Annotated in this window: 20 protein-coding genes and 1 riboswitch; of the genes, 14 read left to right on the top strand and 6 right to left on the bottom strand. The window is 30.1% G+C overall.

Going from position 1 to position 19,706, the window contains the following annotated elements; translation table 11 throughout:
* A complete protein-coding gene (locus E5347_RS15610) occupies positions 1–651 on the bottom strand; it encodes an SGNH/GDSL hydrolase family protein (protein ID WP_207670501.1) in 651 nt (216 codons plus the stop codon).
* Positions 652–920: 269 nt separating this feature from the next.
* Between E5347_RS15610 and E5347_RS15605 the strand changes: the two genes are divergently transcribed.
* From E5347_RS15605 to E5347_RS15560, 10 genes are all read left to right on the top strand, one after another.
* Positions 921–2,228 (top strand): ABC transporter substrate-binding protein, encoded by a 1,308-nt coding sequence (locus tag E5347_RS15605; protein WP_136008153.1) that lies wholly within the window; start codon positions 921–923, stop codon positions 2,226–2,228.
* Positions 2,229–2,320: 92 nt separating this feature from the next.
* Positions 2,321–3,211, top strand: coding sequence for a carbohydrate ABC transporter permease (locus E5347_RS15600; RefSeq protein ID WP_136008152.1), 891 nt, complete (start codon positions 2,321–2,323; stop codon positions 3,209–3,211).
* Between the two features lie 15 nt (positions 3,212–3,226).
* Positions 3,227–4,054 carry a carbohydrate ABC transporter permease gene (locus E5347_RS15595; RefSeq protein WP_136008151.1) on the top strand — a complete coding sequence of 276 codons (828 nt, stop codon included), beginning with the start codon at positions 3,227–3,229 and terminating at the stop codon, positions 4,052–4,054.
* Between the two features lie 105 nt (positions 4,055–4,159).
* Entirely contained in the window at positions 4,160–4,612 is a 453-nt protein-coding gene (locus E5347_RS15590; protein WP_136008150.1) for a YhcH/YjgK/YiaL family protein, read from the top strand.
* Between the two features lie 106 nt (positions 4,613–4,718).
* Positions 4,719–5,369: a YesL family protein gene (locus E5347_RS15585; RefSeq protein ID WP_136008149.1), complete on the top strand. Its 651-nt coding sequence runs from the start codon at positions 4,719–4,721 to the stop codon at positions 5,367–5,369.
* 46 nt (positions 5,370–5,415) lie between these two features.
* Positions 5,416–6,111 carry an N-acetylmannosamine-6-phosphate 2-epimerase gene (locus E5347_RS15580; RefSeq protein ID WP_136008148.1) on the top strand — a complete coding sequence of 232 codons (696 nt, stop codon included), beginning with the start codon at positions 5,416–5,418 and terminating at the stop codon, positions 6,109–6,111.
* 31 nt (positions 6,112–6,142) lie between these two features.
* Complete coding sequence (locus E5347_RS15575) at positions 6,143–7,060, top strand: dihydrodipicolinate synthase family protein (RefSeq protein ID WP_136008147.1); 918 nt, start codon at positions 6,143–6,145, stop codon at positions 7,058–7,060.
* 28 nt (positions 7,061–7,088) lie between these two features.
* A complete protein-coding gene (locus E5347_RS15570) occupies positions 7,089–7,970 on the top strand; it encodes an ROK family protein (RefSeq protein WP_136008146.1) in 882 nt (293 codons plus the stop codon).
* A gap of 142 nt (positions 7,971–8,112) precedes the next feature.
* The gene (locus tag E5347_RS15565; RefSeq protein WP_136008145.1) at positions 8,113–9,378 is read left to right on the top strand and encodes a CapA family protein; all 1,266 of its coding nucleotides are present in this window, start codon (positions 8,113–8,115) and stop codon (positions 9,376–9,378) included.
* Positions 9,379–9,508: 130 nt separating this feature from the next.
* Positions 9,509–9,610: riboswitch (purine riboswitch) on the top strand.
* An 84-nt stretch (positions 9,611–9,694) separates the two neighbouring features.
* Complete coding sequence (locus E5347_RS15560) at positions 9,695–10,267, top strand: xanthine phosphoribosyltransferase (protein WP_136008144.1); 573 nt, start codon at positions 9,695–9,697, stop codon at positions 10,265–10,267.
* Positions 10,268–10,346: 79 nt separating this feature from the next.
* On the opposite strand, the gene E5347_RS15555 is transcribed toward E5347_RS15560, so the two are convergent.
* The 3 genes from E5347_RS15555 to E5347_RS15545 form a co-directional block, all read right to left on the bottom strand.
* On the bottom strand, positions 10,347–10,727 hold the full coding sequence (locus E5347_RS15555; RefSeq protein WP_136008143.1) for a hypothetical protein: 381 nt from the start codon (positions 10,725–10,727) through the stop codon (positions 10,347–10,349).
* Between the two features lie 111 nt (positions 10,728–10,838).
* Positions 10,839–11,522, bottom strand: a complete 684-nt coding sequence (locus E5347_RS15550; RefSeq protein ID WP_136008142.1) for an MgtC/SapB family protein — start codon at positions 11,520–11,522, stop codon at positions 10,839–10,841.
* Positions 11,523–11,601: 79 nt separating this feature from the next.
* Entirely contained in the window at positions 11,602–13,626 is a 2,025-nt protein-coding gene (locus E5347_RS15545) for a penicillin-binding transpeptidase domain-containing protein (RefSeq protein ID WP_136008141.1), read from the bottom strand.
* 609 nt (positions 13,627–14,235) lie between these two features.
* Between E5347_RS15545 and E5347_RS15540 the strand changes: the two genes are divergently transcribed.
* Complete coding sequence (locus tag E5347_RS15540) at positions 14,236–15,708, top strand: leucyl aminopeptidase (RefSeq protein ID WP_136008140.1); 1,473 nt, start codon at positions 14,236–14,238, stop codon at positions 15,706–15,708.
* 241 nt (positions 15,709–15,949) lie between these two features.
* Here the strand turns inward: E5347_RS15540 and E5347_RS15535 are convergent, their stop codons facing one another.
* Positions 15,950–16,537, bottom strand: coding sequence for a hypothetical protein (locus E5347_RS15535; RefSeq protein ID WP_136008139.1), 588 nt, complete (start codon positions 16,535–16,537; stop codon positions 15,950–15,952).
* Positions 16,538–16,793: 256 nt separating this feature from the next.
* On the opposite strand from E5347_RS15535, the gene E5347_RS15530 reads away from it, so the two are divergent.
* The 3 genes from E5347_RS15530 (at position 16,794) to E5347_RS15520 (ending at position 18,587) form a co-directional block, all read left to right on the top strand.
* Positions 16,794–17,453, top strand: a complete 660-nt coding sequence (locus tag E5347_RS15530) for an ABC transporter ATP-binding protein (protein WP_136008138.1) — start codon at positions 16,794–16,796, stop codon at positions 17,451–17,453.
* Positions 17,450–18,196: an ABC transporter permease gene (locus E5347_RS15525; protein ID WP_136008137.1), complete on the top strand. Its 747-nt coding sequence runs from the start codon at positions 17,450–17,452 to the stop codon at positions 18,194–18,196. The genes E5347_RS15530 and E5347_RS15525 overlap by 4 nt, the downstream gene beginning before the upstream one ends.
* 85 nt (positions 18,197–18,281) lie before the next feature.
* Positions 18,282–18,587 carry a PadR family transcriptional regulator gene (locus tag E5347_RS15520; RefSeq protein ID WP_136008136.1) on the top strand — a complete coding sequence of 102 codons (306 nt, stop codon included), beginning with the start codon at positions 18,282–18,284 and terminating at the stop codon, positions 18,585–18,587.
* 50 nt (positions 18,588–18,637) lie between these two features.
* Here E5347_RS15520 and E5347_RS15515 read toward each other — a convergent pair whose 3' ends face one another.
* Entirely contained in the window at positions 18,638–19,318 is a 681-nt protein-coding gene (locus tag E5347_RS15515; protein WP_136008135.1) for a uracil-DNA glycosylase, read from the bottom strand.
* Positions 19,319–19,706: the final 388 nt, after the last annotated feature.

The following is a 19,706-nucleotide window of genomic DNA, read 5'->3' as shown; positions in this document are numbered from 1 at the left end:
TCAACAAATCTGAGGAATCAGTGTAGAAAGCTTATGTGCGAGCAGTTTATGACTTTCTTTGCTCAGGTGCATATAATCATATGGATACATATGTATACCTTCAATAGAAGCTGCATCTAAAAAATGACATCCATTTCTTTTAGCTACTTCTTTATAGAAAGAAGCAAGCATCTTTGATTTTTGGGCGCATCCTCGTCCCATTTCTCCTGAAACATCAGTATTTTCATACTCTTTTTCAATTGGAGGCGGTGCAATCAATAGAATATTAGGTTTATTACGCCATGCTTCAGTTGAGGATATTGCTTTCTGAGTGAGACGTTCCAATCCTTTTGCAATGTTTTGCGGAGTTGCTGAGAAACGTTCCTTAACATCGTTAGTTCCAAGCATAATTATGAGTAGATCAACTGGTTCATGTGTCATCAAGCATGGAAATAGATATGATATACCGTCAAGTCCTTCAAATAGTGGATCTTTAAAAACAGTTGTTCTACCACTCATTCCTTCCTCTTTGACTGAATAATTATTTCCTAGATATTCAGAGAGAAGGCAAGTCCATCGTTCATCCTCTGTGAAACGCCCCCTGTTGGAAGAATTATATCCATGAGTGTTAGAATCACCGAAGCAAAGAATTGTTTTTTTGTTATCAATCATGTTTTCAGCCTCCTTAAGTATATTTTACTCAAATGACAACTTAATAATAACATTAATTCAATTAAATTACAATTTAAATAAAAATTATTTTTTTTGGGAAAATATATTGAAAAAATTTTTCATGTATAGTATAGTTGATTTAGAAAATGTTTACAAAACATTTTCTGTAATAAAAGTTAAAAATTAAGGTGAGAGATGAAAGGGTTATGAAAGGTGCATTTTAAGTATGACTATAAAAATTTAATTTTATTATTAGGAGGAGGACGAAAATGAAAAGGAAAATATTATCAGTTTTGCTTGCTGGGGTAATGGCGATGTCACTTGTAGCATGTAGTAAAAAAGGTGGTGATACACCAAATGAAAGTGGCAGTGGAAAAACAGAAATAACATGGTGGGCATTCCCAACATTTACTCAAGAAAATTCAAGTGATGCAGTAGGAACTTGGGAGCAAAAAATAATCGATGCATTTGAGGCAGAAAATCCAGATATAAGTGTAAAATTAGAAACAATAGACTTTACTTCAGGACCTGAAAAAATTACAACTGCAATTGAAGCAGGTACAATGGCAGATGTTCTTTTTGATGCACCAGGACGTATAATTAATTATGGTAAATCTGGAAAATTGGCAAATTTAAATGATATGTTTACAGAGGAGTTTGTAAAAGATGTAAACAATGATGCATTGTTACAGGCTTCTAAAGATGGAGATACTGCTTATATGTATCCGATAAGTACTGGTCCATTTTACATGGCATTTAACAAAGCAATGTTAGAAGATGCAGGAGTTCTTGATTTAGTAAAAGAAGGTTGGTCAACAGATGACTTTGTAAAGGTTTTAGGATCCTTAAAAGGTAAGGGGTATAATCCAGGTTCCTTATTCAGTAATGGTCAAGGTGGTGACCAAGGTACACGTGCTTTCTTTACAAACCTAAATAGCACTAGCATAACAAACGATACACTTACAAAATATACTACTAATGATGATGCTTCTGTTAAATCAATGGAATTAATTAAAGGCTTAATTAAAGATGGATTATTAATGAATGGTTCTCAATATGATGGATCGGCTGATATTCAAAACTTTGCAAATGGACAAACATCATTTACACTTTTATGGTCATCAGCTCAGCCAGGTACACAAGCAAAATTATTAGAAGCAAGTGGAGTTGAGTATCTTGAAGTGCCATTTCCATCAGATGATGGTGAAGCAGAATTAGAATATTTAGTAAATGGATTCTGTGTATTTGATAAGGGTGATGAAGATAAAATAGCTGCATCTAAAAAGTTTATACAATTTATTTGTGATGACGAAGAATGGGGTCCAAAGAACGTTATAAGAACAGGTGCATTCCCAGTTCGTACATCTTTTGGTGAGTTATATGAGGATGAAAGAATGAAAGAAATTGGTTCTTGGACAAAGTATTATTCTACTTACTACAATACAATTGATGGATTTGCTGAAATGAGAACTTTATGGTTCCCAATGCTTCAATCAGTATCTAATGGAGAAGTAGAAGCAAAAGCAGCTTTAGACAGCTTTACTAATAAGGCAAATGAAACAATAAAAGCTAAATAGGATTAATTAATTTCTTCTTGCACATTAAAATAATGTGCAAGAAGAATATTTTTCGGATATTATTTCTTAAGATAAGTGATTGGGGGAAAAATATGAAAACTTCGAACAAATTACAGATGAGAGAGACAATTGTGTCATACACTTTTCTGGCTCCAGTATTAATATTTTTTGTAATATTTGTTCTGACTCCTATGATTATGGGATTCGTTACAAGCTTCTTTAATTACACAATGACTGATTTTTCATTTATTGGAATAGATAATTATATACGTATGTTTAATGATGAGGTATTTATTAAATCATTAATAAATACATTGATTATTGTAATAGGATCAGTTCCTATTGTCGTTATATTTTCCTTATTTGTAGCTTCACAAACATATGAAAAAAGTGCATTTACTCGTTCATTTTTCCGTTGTGTATTTTTCTTACCTGTTGTTACAGGAAGTGTAGCTGTTACAGTTGTATGGAAATGGATTTATGATCCATTATCAGGTATATTGAATTATATGTTAAAAACAGGGAGCATTATTGATCAGAATATTAGCTGGTTAGGAGACAAAAGATATGCACTAATTGCAATTATAGTTATTTTACTTACGACATCAGTTGGTCAACCAATTATACTTTATATTGCATCATTGGGTAATATAGATAAGTCTCTTGTAGAGGCAGCCCGTGTAGATGGTGCTAATGAATTTCAAGTGTTCTGGAAAATAAAATGGCCAAGTTTATTACCTACAACACTTTATATAGTAGTTATCACAACAATTAACTCATTCCAATGTTTCGCATTGATTCAACTATTAACATCGGGTGGCCCAAACTATTCCACCAGTACGATTATGTACTATCTATATGAGAAAGCATTTAAACTTTCTGAATATGGATATGCAAATACAATGGGAGTATTCCTAGCTGTATTAATTGGTCTCATAAGCTTTGCACAATTCAAAATTCTAGGTAATGATGTAGAATATTAGGAAGGAGAGAATATAATGAAGAAAAAAGCGACACCTTTTGGGGTGATTACAATAACACTTTTGAGTATCTTAACTATTATTTTTGTCTTTCCTTTCTATTGGATTATGACAGGTGCGTTTAAGACTCAGCCTGATACAATTAGAATTCCACCACAATGGTGGCCAACAGCTCCCACATTGGAGAATTTTAAACAATTACTTATTCAAAATCCAGCAGGAAAATGGTTATTTAACAGCATTTTCATTGCAGCAGTTACAATGCTTTTAGTATGTATAACATCTTCACTTGCAGGATATGTTCTGGCTAAGAAGAGATTTTATGGACAGAAGTTTCTATTTTCTGTATTTATTGCAGCAATGGCATTGCCAAAGCAAGTTGTATTAGTTCCCTTGGTGAGAATTGTTAATTTCTTAGGAATACATGACACATTAGCAGCTGTAATTCTTCCGTTGGTTGGGTGGCCTTTTGGAGTATTCTTAATGAAACAATTTAGTGAGAATATTCCTGGCGAATTATTAGAGTCAGCAAAGATTGATGGTTGTGGAGAGTTTAGAACATTTATAAACATTGCATTTCCAATTATAAAACCTGGGTTTGCTGCATTAGCAATATTCACATTTATCAATACTTGGAATGATTACTTTATGCAGTTAGTAATGCTTTCATCAAGAGATAAACTTACAGTTTCACTGGGTGTGGCAACTATGCAAGCTGAGATGGCGACAAACTACGGATTGATCATGGCGGGGGCAGCGCTATCAGCAGTTCCAATCGTTGCTGTATTTTTAATCTTCCAAAAATCATTTACACAAGGTATTACAATGGGTGCTGTAAAAGGTTAATGTATAGAGATGGAACTATTGAAACACATAGACTTTTGATTATCAGGCGTGTGAATGATAGTTCCATTTTGTATATTGTCTTGAAATAAAAAAGGAGAGATTCATATGGTATATGATAGCATAAAAAACATTGGGAAATATAGAGGACAATCACTATGGTTAGACAGGGCAATTGATTTCCTGGAAACAGCTGATTTGAACTCACTTCCAATTGGACGTACAGAAATAGCAGGAGATAAAGTGTTTTTTAATGTAATGGAGGCAGAAGCTAAAGAAGAAGATGAAGTAAATTTTGAAATACATAAAAAATATATGGATATACAGATTGACATAGAAGGAACAGAAAATATTGCAGTTGGCCTTGACATAGAAGAGGTGATCGAGGCATATAGAGAGGAAATAGATTTTGGAATAGTTGATTGCAGTGAGTATGTAATGTGCAAGATGGGAAAAGGAAGATTTATTATTTGTATGCCAGAAGAAGCGCATAAGCCTGGAATTGTTACAGAAGAAAATCGATATTTAAAAAAATGTGTATTCAAAGTAGCTAGGAGTTAGTGTTCAAAGATCAAGTTATTAGAAAAGAGGTAAATTACAATAAATTAATAAGGATAATTTTATAAAGTTGTATCTATAGTAATTAAAAGAGAGATAGGAGATCAATATGACAGGAAATAGAGGATATCTAATAAGTACAATATTTAATTTGGACAATGGAATTATGCGTTTTTTTTCAAGGGTAATTGATCTAGTAATATTAAATCTTTTATTTATTATATGCTGTATTCCCATTGTGACAATAGGAGCATCGTTGACTGCTATGTATTCAATAACATTAAAAATGGTAAGAAATGAAGAATCACATATTATACGAGAGTTCTTAAAGTCATTTAAGCAAAATTTTAGGCAAGGAACTATATTGGGAGCAATAGCAATTATAATAGGATTTTTTATTACAATTGACTTGAGAATAATAGCAATGGGATATGATAACTTGAAGATAGTAGAGATACTATGTTATGCAGCAGCATTTTGGAGTTATATTATATTTTTATATGCATTTCCGATTTCGGCAAGATTTATATACACAACAAAAGAAGTGTTTAAAAATTCATTTATGATTAGTAGCGTGAATTTTCAGTGGACATTATTACTAATTTTGCTTAATGTTCCATTTGTAGCTATGCTATTTTATTCAGGAGTATCTATGCTTCTGCTCTTTACAATATTGCTTATATGTGGATTTTCTGGATTAGCATTGATTCAGTCCTTTATCTTTCGAAAAATATTTGGAAAGTATGAAATTCCCAGATAGGCTTAAGAAATAAATTTTAAATAATGTGTTATAGAAAGGAAAATATATGAATAAGAGAGTTAATGGTTTAAAAGGAAAATTAATAGTATCATGCCAAGCACTACAGCATGAACCACTTCATTCCTCATTTATTATGGGAAAGATGGCACTAGCTGCGAAAGAAGGAGGGGCAGCTGGAATTCGAGCAAATACAAAAGAAGATATTGCTGAAATACAGTCACAAGTGGATATTCCTATTATTGGAATTGTGAAACGTGATTACGATGGCTCTAAAGTCTATATCACACCAACTATGAGAGAGATTGATGAGTTGATGGAAGTGAAACCAGATATTATAGCACTTGATGCTACTTGTGAGTTAAGGCCAGAAGGAAAGACTTTAGATGAGTTTTTTAAAGAAGTAAAGGGAAAATACCCAGAGCAACTTTTCATGGCAGATTGTTCTACTGTTGAAGAGGCACTCCATGCAGATGATATAGGGTTTGATTTTATTGGTACAACAATGGTTGGATATACAGAACATAGTAAAAATCTTAAAATAGAAAATAATGATTTTGAGATTATTAGAGAAATTCTTGCAAAAGTAAAACATCCAGTTATAGCAGAAGGTAATATAAATACACCAGAAAAGGTTAAACGTGTAATTGAATTAGGATGCTATAGTGTTGTGGTTGGTTCTATTATTACAAGACCTCAGCTAATTACAAAAAAGTTTGTAGATGAGCTAAATTATAATAAATAAAATAGCCTGTACAGGGAAGAGGGAGAAGAATATGAGAGATTTGAATAAGTATAAGGGTGTGATTCCTGCATTTTATGCATGTTATGATGAAAATGGTGAAATAAGTCCAGATAGAGTGCGTGCATTGACTCAATTCCATATTGAAAAGGGAGTCAAAGGAGTTTATGTAAATGGATCCTCTGGAGAATGTATTTATCAAAGTGTGGAGGATAGAAAGGTTGTTCTTGAAAATGTAATGGCAGTTGGAAAAGGAAAACTTACAGTTATTGCTCATGTTGCATGCAATAATACAAGAGATAGTATAGAACTTGCAAAACATGCAGAAAGTTTGGGAGTAGATGCAATTGCAGCAATACCTCCAATATATTTCAAACTTCCTGAATATGCAATTGCAGCTTATTGGAATTCAATAAGTAATGCTGCTCCAAATACAGATTTTATAATATATAATATTCCACAACTTGCAGGGGTAGCTTTAACACAGAATCTTTATGCTGAGATGCGTAAGAATCCTAGAGTGATTGGTGTAAAGAACTCATCTATGCCAGTACAAGATATTCAATTGTTCTGTGTAGATGGTGGAGATGACTATATTGTATTTAATGGTCCAGATGAACAGTTCCTAAGTGGACGTGTGATTGGTGCAGAAGGAGGCATTGGAGGCACATATGGTGTTATGCCAGAACTGTTCTTAAAACTTAATGATCTTATAATTGAAAATAGAATAGAAGAAGCTAGAAGGCTTCAGTTCGATATTAACGAAATTATATATAAAATGTGTTCCTGCCATGGAAATATGTATGGAGTAATCAAAGAAATTCTCAGAATAAATGAGAATTTAGATATAGGAGGTGTAAGAGAACCTTTAGTAGCATTAGTGGAGGAAGATATTCCTGTTGTACAGGAAGCTGCGCTTATGATTAAAACAGCAATCAAAGCATATTGCTAAAAAATAAGGTCTCAGAAGAGGTGAAAATGTGAAAAGTTATGTGAGTATTGATATTGGAGGAACCGCAATAAAATACGGAATCATTGATGAGTATGGTAGAATACTGACAAAAGATAAGATTGATACAGAAGCACATAAAGGTGGGCCTGAGATTTTAAATAAAGTATTTAGAATAGTTGAAAATTATTTAGAGGTATATAAACCAGTAGGAATTTGTATTTCAACAGCTGGAATGGTTGATACTGAAAAAGGTGAAATTTTTTACTCAGCTCCTTTGATTCCTAGATATGCAGGAACGAAATTCAAAGAAGAGTTAGAAAGAAGGTTTTCTATCCCTTGTGAAGTAGAAAATGATGTGAACTGTGCAGGATTAGCAGAGAGTGTTTCAGGTGCAGCCATTGGTAGCAAGGTGGCACTATGCCTTACGATTGGAACTGGAATTGGAGGATGCATTCTGATTGATGGGAATGTGTTCCATGGGTTTAGTAATAGTGCATGTGAGATAGGATATATGCATATGTTTGATAGTGATTTTCAGACATTAGGGGCAAGCAGCATTCTTACTAAAAAGGTTGCTGAGATAAAACAGAATTCAGAAGTGATATGGGATGGCTATCATATTTTTGAAGAAGCTAAAAAAGGTGATGATATATGCATAACGGCTATTGATGAGATGGTTGAAGTTCTTGGAATGGGAATTGCTAATATCTGTTATGTAATCAATCCAGAAGTAGTGGTATTAGGTGGTGGGGTTATGGCTCAGGATATTTATCTAAAACCCAAAATTGAGAAGGCTTTAAAAAAATATCTTGTGCCTAGCATTGCTGAAAAAACGAGGTTAGAGTTTGCAAAACATAAGAATGATGCAGGTATGATGGGAGCATTCTATAATTTTAAAAGCAAACACTGATATTAATTTATTTATAGGCGAATATTCCCACGATATAGAAACAGTAATTAGTTTTGTTTTTACACAAAACTAATTACTGTTTTTATATGAGCAGATAACTATTTGGTATATAATTGATATATAGGTTTAATAAGGAGGATTTATGAGGAAAAAGGGAATACTTATTATTTTAATTGTAACTTTTATAATATCTATTGCTGGATTATTTTATATTCCAAAGTTAGAAGTTTTATTAAATGCCTCTAATAAAGAGGAATTAACTGAAGATGAAGTTATTAAGAAACCTACTGAGGAGAAAAAGGATAATATAAAAACTATAGAAATAGCAGCTGTTGGAGATATTTTAATACATAAAGAAATATTAGAAACACAATATGATGCTGAAAGTAATACTTATGATTTTAAAAACACTTTGCAGTATGTTAAGGATTATCTAATTAATGCTGATTTAGCTATAGGAAACTTAGAAGGAACTTTAGCAGGTATAGAAAATTACGGATTTTCAGGATATCCAAGCTTTAATGCTCCAGATGAATTAGCAGATGCTATAAAATGGGCAGGAATAGATGTTCTTAATAATATGAATAATCACTCTTTAGATAGAGATATTAGAGGGTATCATAGAACCAGGGAAACTTTAAATGATAAAGGGTTTGACATAATTGGAACTAGATCAAGCACTGAGGATAATAGATATATTATTAAAGATGTTAAGGGTATAAAGATTGGAATTATATCTTATAGCTATACTATGACTGCTGAAGGTGGGGTTAGGGGGCTAAATGGAACTCCAATATCTAGTGAAATATATCCTTTAATGAATACTTTTAGAGAAGATTCTTTAGATGATGACTTAAATAATATGAAGGAACAAATAGATATGATGAAAGCTGATGGTGCAGAAGTAGTAATATTTTATATGCATTGGGGAGAGGAATATGAACTAGAGCCTAATAGAACTCAAGAGAAAATGGCAAAGTTCCTAGCAAATAATAATGTAGATATAGTTTTTGCAACCCATCCACATTCATTGCAACCAATAGACATTATAAAATCAGATGATGGATTACATGAAACTTCAGTTATCTATTCTATGGGGAATTTTTTATCTAGTCAAAGAACTGAAAGAATACAAAATCCATATACAGAGGATGGAGTTATAGTTTTTGTGAACATTAGTAAGAATGAAGATACTAATGAAATTAAGGTTGAATATACAAAGTATTTACCAACATGGGTTAATTGGTATGAAAAAGAAGGTAAGCTATTCTATGAAGTAGTACCTGCTACAGTAAATGATGCTCCATACTTAACAGAAGAGGGGAAAAGTAGAGTTGTGGAATCTTTTGAAAGAAGTAAGGGGATAATTGAATCTTATAGCGATAAAATAAAGGTGATAAATAATTAAGAATGAATAATGAAAAATTAAGAAGAAAACGCCTAAAGAGTTTTTAATAAAAGAGAGTTTTAAAATTAGGAATATTATTACCTTAGATTAATAAACTTGCAATAACTTATTTTAAATATTATAATTATCAAAAAAAGAATATTATAGTATTCGTATATGCTTGAAAATATGGTTCAAGTGTTTCTACTAGGAAACCGTAAATATCCTAACTACGAAAAGAAATGATAATTGGAACTTTTTAGTCTTTATTACTAAAAGTACAAGTAGGACAAGTTTTTTGAATACTATAAACTTAAGTTTAAAGGAGAAAAAGTACATGCAATTATTAAAAGATATGATAATTAACAAAGGAAAAGTAAGAGAAGGAAATATCTTGAAGGTAGATTCTTTTTTAAATCATCAAATGGATATTAAGCTTTTCAATGAAATGGGAAAAGAGTTTAAAAGAAGATTTGAAGGGCAAAAAATAGATAAGATACTTACAATAGAAGCTTCAGGAATAGGTATAGCAGCTATAGTATCACAATACTTTGACTATGTACCAGTAGTTTTTGCTAAGAAAACAGAAAGCTTAAACTTAGATAAGGAAGTTTATGAATCAGAAGTTCACTCTTTTACTAAAAAGAAAACTTATAAGGTTAGAGTAGGAAAGCAATTCTTAAATGAAGGTGAAAATATATTAATTATAGATGACTTCTTAGCTAAAGGCTGCGCAACTAAAGGATTAATAGATATATTAAATCAATCTAAAGCAAACTTAGTTGGAGTTGGAATAGTAATAGAAAAAGGCTTCCAAGAAGGAAGAAGTGTACTAGAAGAAATGAATGCTAGAGTTGAATCTTTAGCTATTATTGAAAAGTTTGAAGATGGAAAAGTAGTACTTAAATAATTAAAGAATTAAAAAATGAAATGATGAAGAAATGTAGTAGGAATTTAGCTTTTAGCTAAATTCCTTTTTTGATATACGGCTAATTGGAGTTAAAGAAGGTCTTAAGTTCAGCTGGAACTTGGATAACTTCTTCGACCTTGTATTCATCATTAACTGGAGTGGAAGTAAGTTTGATTAAAAGCATTTCTCCATTTTCAAAAGTAATAATATCATATAGATTATGATTACTTCCGGCAGTTACAATATCTTTAAATTTATTAAATTCCTCTTTAGATATTGAATTATCTAGATCTTCACTTAATAGCCCTTTGAACTCTTCGTAATTATCAGCATCAATATAATTTTTAATTAGTATAGAAGTATTGGTTGGTGAGTCAGGTTTTAGGACATTATCTTCATTACATGATATTAAAAATAAGCTGTTAATTATAAGAGTAAATATAAATAAGTATTTTCTCATAAAATTATGCCTCCATGAATGTATAAGATTATAATAACATTATGTGGTAATTGATAGATATAAAAAGAGGATATAGTACTTAAATTTAGTATATATCCTATTAATACAGTTTTAAAATTTTATTGATTTAACAATTGGATTATCTTGTAGAATAGATATTAGGTTTAATTTATCAAAGTCTTCCTCTACTTTTATTTCAATTTCTAAACTAATTAAAGAAGAGGAGCTTTTAGAAGTAGTTCCTTTAATTTTTATAATAGATATATTTTGAGCAGTAATAATTTTTTTTATTTCATTAATAGATAAGGGATTTCCATCAATTATTAATGATAAAATTTCTGTTTTAGAATAACATAATACCCATTTAATATTTCTGTGTAGAAAAATTTGACCTATTATAACAATAATAGTTGCACTTAATCCAATAAAATATAATCCAGAACCTATAGCTAAACCTATTCCAGCAGTGGCCCAAATTCCAGCAGCAGTGGTTAGGCCTACGATGCTTTTTTCTTTAATAAAAATTAATCCTGCTCCAATAAATCCAACACCTGATATGACTTGCGAAGCTATACGAGTTGGATCAATAGATATATTAATTAGCCCAACTAGATCTTGAAACCCATATTTAGATATTATCATCACTAGAGCAGAACCCACTGCAACAATGAAATGTGTTTTAATACCAGCATCCTTCAGTTTAATTTCACGTTCATAACCTATAGCTAACCCACATAAAGCAGCTATTAATAGTCTTAATAAATACTCCAATTGTAATGTAAAGAATTCTGACAAGTTAGCTCACCTCATATTACAATTTCGTTCTAATTTATAATATGTTATTATGAGGTGATTTTGTAACAACTAAATTTATCTATCTATTTAAGTAATAGTCCATAACATTTCTAACTTTAGGGACAGTTACATGACTGCCGCCTCTGCCTTTAACATCTTCAATAATCATTGCCATAGAAATCTTAGATGAATCAGGATCTACAGATGCATACCATCCATTTTCTGTTCCAGTAGTATCATCTTGAGATTTTTTAATTTCAGCTGAACCAGATTTTCCAGCAACTCTATGACCTGGAACTGCACCATCTGCAATAGTTGCACCAGAATCATTAACTAAGGCAGTAAATGCTTCAACTAAAGTTGGCAAGTTATCTTTTGATATTAAACCTTCCTTCCAAACCTTAGCTTCAGAATTTTCACTTGTAACTAACCTTGGTTGCATTATATTACCTTCATTAGCTAAAGTAGTGTAAAATAGTGCTACGTGAAGAGGTGTAACCATTACTTCACCTTGTCCATATCCTGTATCTGCTAATAATATATCTTTACTTAACTCACCATCATTTGAAATTTGTGAGGATTCCATTGGATATTCAAAAGATAGTTCCTCTGAAATTCCAAAATCCTTAAGTCCTTTAATAAATTTTTCACTTCCAAGATCTAATGCAACTTGAGCATAATAAATATTATCAGAGAAGTTAGCTGCATCTTTTAAATTTATAGGCCTACCTGGATCTATAACTCTTGTGATTTTATAATCACCCCAAGAACTATCTGGTTGCCACTTTAAACCATGTATATCTATATTTGCATTAGGATCTATAACTCCATTTTCAACTCCAATAATAGAAGTTAATAATTTCATAGTTGAACCTGGTGCATAAACTTTGTTAAATCTATTTAGCTCATCAGCATGATCGTTTTCTTCCCACTTTGCTTTTTGAGTTTTTGAAATGTAAGTAGTAAATATATTTGAATCATAAGAAGGAGCACTTACCATAGCAATTACTTCGCCTGTTTTAGGGTTTACAGCCGTAGCAGCACCTTTTTCGCCTGACATTTCGCTATATACTTTTTGTTGTAATGCGGAATCTATTGATAAAGTAATATTTTCTCCATCTTTGACTTCCTTGCTTGCAATAGTTATTTTATCATAGTCACGTTCTATATATATTTCAGCAGCATCTTCACCTTTTAGAGTATCTTCATATACTTGCTCTAATCCTGCTTTACCTATAAGGCTTGTATCATTATATCCCTTATCTTTATTTTCTTCTAATTCTTCAGCTGTTATGTTTCCTACATATCCAATTAATCTACCAAAGGCTTCTCCTCCAAGATAAACTCTTCCTATCTTTGAGTTAATTATAATGCCTTCTTCTTCTCTATTACGAAGAGAATTTAGTTTTGGATCATTTGGTAATATATCAACTAGAGGAATAAAGTGTTCGGGATTAGTGTTAGCTTCTAGCTTAGTAGTAATATTTTCTTCACTAATATCCAAGGCCTTTGCGATTTCAGATATTTTTTCTTGAAAATTAGCTTTATTAAAGTTAGCAGGGTAAATTCCTACTGTATTTATAGTTCCATCAGTAGCTAATAATTGCCCATCTTTATCAAGAATATCACCTCTTTTAGCTGGTGTTATTGAAACTCTAAGCTTATCATCTTTAAGCATGTTCGGAAAAATAAGTCCTTCATCCCAATTCAACTTATAAGAACCATCTTCTTTAACTAGAGATACTTTATAATCATCTAAAGATAAGTTTCCAGTTATGGTATCCATAGTTAATTTAAAAGGAATAGTAACACCATTATCATCTTTTACCTTATCTCCATTAATTTCAAAAGATAAGTTTTTAGCCTCAATGGCTGAAAAAATATTAGTATATCTCGAAATAAAGTCTTCTTCTGAAATATATTCTTTAGACTCACTAGTTAGCATTTCATACATAGCAGTATAGTCTGATTCAGCCCATTTTTCTGTAAAGTTATTAAATGACTTTTCAGCTTTACTTATACCTGAGCATCCATAAGATATCAGCATAAAGGTAAAAACCAAGGCAGATACTATAACTGATTTTAAATGTTTTTTATATTTCATAAATAATTAACCCCCTAAATATACATTTAATGTATAAATTATAACATTAAAAATTGTAATTTACATAATTTTAGTAAAATAAAAAATAATGTATATAAGTTGCGATAAATTTTTTATACCTTATTAAGCTGGTTCATATTTAAAATATTTCAGTTAGGTAGTTACACAATCAATTCATATAATAATTAAAGCGTCTATGCTTACAATTAATGCACTTTATTTTCAAAACTATTTTTCACTTTAAATAACATAAGTAATCAAAATGTAGATTATTTATTGAAACATAGATTACTATGAAAGAATTATAAATTAATTAAGAAAAGGTCAAAACAAAAAAGCGCCGAAGCGCTTTATAAATAAATGGGGGATGGGACCTGCGTAAACAGGTTTTGTATCTACATTTATATTATTTACAAAAATAAAATTTCTATACAATAAAAATGAAAAATATTTTTTGTATAGAATATTTTTCATTATTAATTGATTAGAGGTAGATATAAACTATTTTATGCAATTAAATTTGATAATTATAACTCTATATCCATTGAATAGAAATTTTAATAGTGGTATTATAAATAAAAAGAAAACTTTAGGAAAGGTGGTATAAGAATGATAAGTTACAAGAGTTTAACTTGTTCTACAGCTGATGCTTTAGTTATATATTTATTAGAAAATAACTTAAAAGTATCAAATGAGGACTTAAATAAAAATATAAGTTTTGCAGAAGACAAAGGATTATTCAAAGGTAAGAGTGGAGAATCTTATTCATTTACTAGAACAGTTAATGATACTATTCAAACAGTATTATTAGTTGGATTAGGTAAGGAAGAAGATATAAATTTAGATAAGGTAAGAGAAGCAACAGGGAAGGCTATTAAAAAACTTAAAGAATTAGGAATTACAAATATATTCTTAAGAGTACCTCATACTGAAGCTATTAAGCTTGAAGAGTTAATTAAGGCTATGGCAACTTCAGCAGAGCTTGCAAATTATACATTTAATAAGTATAAGACTGATGCTAAAGAAGAAAAAGAATTAAATGTTTCAATTTCTAGATGTGGAGTTAAGGAAGCAACAAAGGAAATTGAAGATGCAATTAATGAAGGTGTTGAAGTAGCAAAGGGTATAATAATTGCAAGAAATTTAGTTAATGAACCTTCAAACGTTATTTATCCAGAAACATTAGCAGAGGCTGCAGTAAATGCTGGTAAAGAAAGTGGATTTGAAGTAGAAGTTCATGGAGTTGAAAAAATAAAAGCTTTAAAAATGGAAGCTTTCTATAATGTAGCTAAGGGATCTGTAAAGGAACCTAAGCTTATAGTTATGAGATATTTTGGAGACGAGGATAATAAGGAGAATGTTCTTGGATTAGTAGGTAAGGGATTAACTTATGATTCAGGTGGATATTCAATTAAGCCAACTACTGGTATGGTTGATATGAAATCAGATATGGGTGGTGCAGCTTCAGTTATTGGTGCATTATCTGTAATAGCTAAGAGAGGACTTAAGTTAAATGTAATTGCAGTTATAGCAGCATGTGAAAACTTAATTTCTGGAGATGCTTACAAGCCAGGAGAAGTAATAGGAAGTATGGCAGGAAAGACAATAGAAGTAGTTAATACAGATGCTGAAGGAAGATTAACTTTAGTAGATGCTGTTCATTATATAATTACTGAAGAAAAAGTTAATGAAGTTATAGATTTAGCTACATTAACAGGAGCAGCATTAGTTGCTTTAGGAGAAACTACTACAGCAGTAGTTACAAATAATGAAGGATTCTTTAATGAATTAAAATCTGCTTCAGAATATACTGGGGACAATATGTGGCAATTACCTACTTTTGATGATTATAAGGAATTAATTAAATCTGATATTGCAGACTTAAAAAACAGTGGTGGAAGATTTGCTGGAACAATAACTGCAGGGTTATTTATAGAAGCATTCGTTCAAGATAAGCCATGGTTACATTTAGATATTGCTGGAACAGCTTGGACTTCAAAGAATAGTAACCTAGGGGTTAAGGGTGGAACAGGAGCTCCAGTTCATACATTATATGAACTAGCTAAGAGAAGAAGCAAATAAAATTTAGAATGAATAATTTATAATGTATAATGAAGGTAAAAACTACTGGAAGTAGTTTTGAAAAATAAAGGTGCTGTCGCACAATGAAAAATTAAGAAATAGTAATTTTTCATTTCTTAATTTGAGCTGTTTGTGCGACAACCCATTTATATTATACAATTTTATTTTAAGGGGTGTTTAATGCAGCCCTTTTTTTAATATCTTTTTCGGCATCGAAGTAAGGACGCCGTTTATATTACCCTTATTCTTGAAAGATTTTATATACTTTATCTCCTCGAATATATTCTAATGAACCTATTGTATTATTTTCTAATTTGAGATATCCAAGCTCACCATCTTCAAGCTTAATTCCATGAGTAATATAATAAGAAGAGTTATCTTCTATCTTAAGAAGCTCTAGTTTAATAGCTGATTTATTTTCCATATCTTTATATTTTGATTTAATAAGGGTATTTTCATCAATATTAAAAGTATACATTATTTCTTTTGATAAAGTATTTAATTGAACTATTTGACCATTGGAGTCAACTGTAACATCGCAATAATTATCTCCTTGAGTATAGTGCATACCAATTGATTCTAAGTCTAAACTCGATATAATTTTTTCAGATTTAATATCATATATAAATAGACCAAAGTATCCATGAAATATAACCCTATCATTAGAAGCGTAATCTAGGAAAATCATATCTGAATAAATGCTTTCATCTAAAGATATTGATGGTTTAATAATTTCTACGGTTTTATTTGTTTGATTAAATATATATAAACCAAGTAGTAGAGAAAAGAAAATTAATGAAATAATTATCTTGCCTGATGAGTTCTTCATGTAAAACCCTCCTTATATAATAATATATTTAAATTGATATTTTCTATAATTTAATTATACTAACTAAGCTTACAATATAGATAGTAAGAATCTAATTTTCTCAATTTAATAGATAGAAATTTAGATTTATCTAAAAAGAGAATATTTTTTATTGTGGATAATGAAAAGACTACCATGATTAATTTGAAAAAAATATAATTGTATGATAATATCAAACTACGATATCGGATTATGATATTAGTGGGAGGGTGAATTTATGGGAATATTAAATATAAGAAATCTTACTTTTAAAGATAAAGATAATACAATAGTTGACAATGTATCTTTAATTATAGAAAGGGGAGAATGCATTTCTATAGTTGGAGAGTCTGGAAGTGGTAAAAGTACACTTCTTAGATTATGTGCAGATTTAATTTCTCCATCAGCTGGAAGTATAGAATATAATAATAAAAATTATTTAGAATATAATCCTGTAGATCTTAGGAGAAGCATTAGTTATTGCACTCAAACACCATATCTTTTTGGGAATGATGTTTACGAAAATTTATGTTTTCCCTTTAAAATAAGAAATAAAGAAATTGATAATAATAGGATATATAAGCTTTTAATTGATTTTTCTTTAGATAAATCATATTTAGATAAGGATATAAATTTATTATCAGGTGGTGAAAAGCAGAGAATAGCATTAATTAGAAACTTAATTTTTACTCCTGAAATATTATTATTAGATGAGGTAACTTCAGCTTTAGATAGTAATAACACAATGATTGTTGAGAATTACATTAAGTTTTTAAATAAAGAAGGCGTAACAGTGATTTGGGTTACTCACGATGAAGAGCAAAGTAAGAGGATTTTCAATAGAAAGATCTATATTAAAAATGGGAAGATTGAAGATATGGAGGTAATTGAAAGATGAGTACAGAAGCTTTAGTTATATCATCAATGTTAGTTGCTATTCCAGTTTTCATATCATATAAAGATAAGTTAGATTTAAGTAGAGATATAATTTTTAGTGTTATTAGAGCTGTAATCCAACTTATTATAGTAGGATATTTGTTAGATTTTATTTTTGGACTTGAGAAACCAATATATACAATACTACTAATTATAATAATGATATTTAATGCTTCGCTAAATACTAGGAAAAAAGAATTGTGTATAGAAAGACAATTATTGATTTCATTTATTTCAATCTTAGTTGGTACAAGCATAACTATTACTGTATTAGTGTTATCTAATGCTATTAAATTTACTCCAAGTGAAATCATACCTGTAGCTGGGATGGTAGTAAGTAACTCTATGGTTGCTTTATCATTATCTTATAAAAATTTAAATTCAAGCTACAAAAATAATGGGGCTTTAGTAGAAGTTAAACTAGCATTAGGCGCAGATATAAAGGAAGCCTCTAGGGATATAATAAGGGAAAGTATAAAGATATCTATAATGCCTAGCATAGATTCAGCAAAAACTTTAGGTATTGTATCTCTTCCGGGAATGATGACAGGTTTAATTTTAGGGGGAGTTTCTCCACTAGTAGCAGTAAAGTTTCAAATAATGGTTACTTTTATGATATTATCATCTACTTCACTTTCAGTTATGATAGCAACATACTTAAGCTATAAAAAGTTCTTTAATGATAGAAAACAATTGAAATATTAAATGATGTTTAAAAATGATTTATATGTATTTATAAAAGAGATATAATATTAATAATTGTAACTTAAATAAATAAGGGGATGAAATTTTGAAGGATCAAATAGTAAGGAAAATATTTAGTGGACTTATATATATTCATATTTTACATCATGGTAGTGAAGATAAGTTTTATGGAAGTTGGATGATAGAGGAGCTAAAGGAGCATGGCTATAATGTTAGTCCTGGTACTATATATCCAATATTAAAGACTATGGTTGATGAAGGTTTACTTATAAGAGAAGATAAGATAGTTGGTGGTAAAATAAGAAAATACTATGAGGCTACAGAAGAGGGGAAGAATCTTTTAATTGATCTTAAAAAGAATTTGAAAGTTTTAATGGAAGAAATTCTTTAGATATATAAGAATGGATGTTGTAATTGTTAGTTTATACAACATCCATTTTGTTAATCAATATTTTTAATTTGCCAATCTATAGGTGTTTTATTAATAGATTTTAGAAATTCATTTGTTTTAGAAAATGGCTTGCTTCCAAAGAAACCTCTAAAGGCTGCCAGTGGACTTGGATGTGGGGATGTTATTATAAAATGATTTTTATTAGTTATAAGCTTCTTTTTAGCTATTGATGGATTTCCCCACAAAATAAATACTATGGGATCTTTTCTCTCATTTAATAAAGATATTATTTTATCGGTGAATATCTCCCAACCCATATTTCTATGAGAGTTAGCTTCATGAGCTCTTACAGTTAAAATAGTATTCAATAATAGCACACCTTGTTTTGCCCAGTCTTCTAAATATCCATTGTTAGGTATATAGCAACCTAAATCGGAGTTCAACTCTTTATATATATTTAGTAATGAAGGTGGAATTTTTATGCCTTTATTCACTGAAAATGCTAAACCGTGGGATTGATTAGGACCATGATATGGATCTTGCCCTAATATAACGACTTTAACATCTTTATATGGAGTAAGCCTTAAGGCATTAAATATATTATTCATATTTGGATAAATCGTCTTTGTTTCATATTCTGAAATTAAAAAACTTCTAAGGTTTTGATAATATTCTTTTTCAAATTCTTCTGCCAATAAGTCTTTCCAGTCATTATCTAATACTTTTTTCAAGAAAATCACCTCGTTATATCATTAAAATTAACATTATTATTTTATTATTTACTAAAATACATAGAATAATAATAATATAAATAATATAAATTAGCAAAAACGTAGCCTAGAATATCAATATAAGCAATTTCAAATAATAAGGAGGAATATTTAGTATTAATAAGATAATCATGAATAGAATATAAATTTCGAGAAATAATAGAAAAAGAAAGGTGATATTATGTAAATCGTTCCTTACGAAACAAGTTTGAAGCCAACAGAAATTAATGAAAAAAATATGTTGACAAGAAAAACTTTAGGTGATAAGATAAGGAAGTCGCTTAGGGGCGACAGAGAAAATGGTCTTTGAAAATTGAACAGAATAAAGTTAAGTAAAATAAACCAGCAA

The organism is Clostridium sartagoforme (assembly GCF_004794105.1).
Taxonomy (GTDB): Bacteria; Bacillota; Clostridia; order Clostridiales; family Clostridiaceae; genus Clostridium; species Clostridium sartagoforme_B.
Note: the sequence above shows the minus strand (reverse complement) of the source record. Positions and strands in the feature narration are given on the sequence as shown.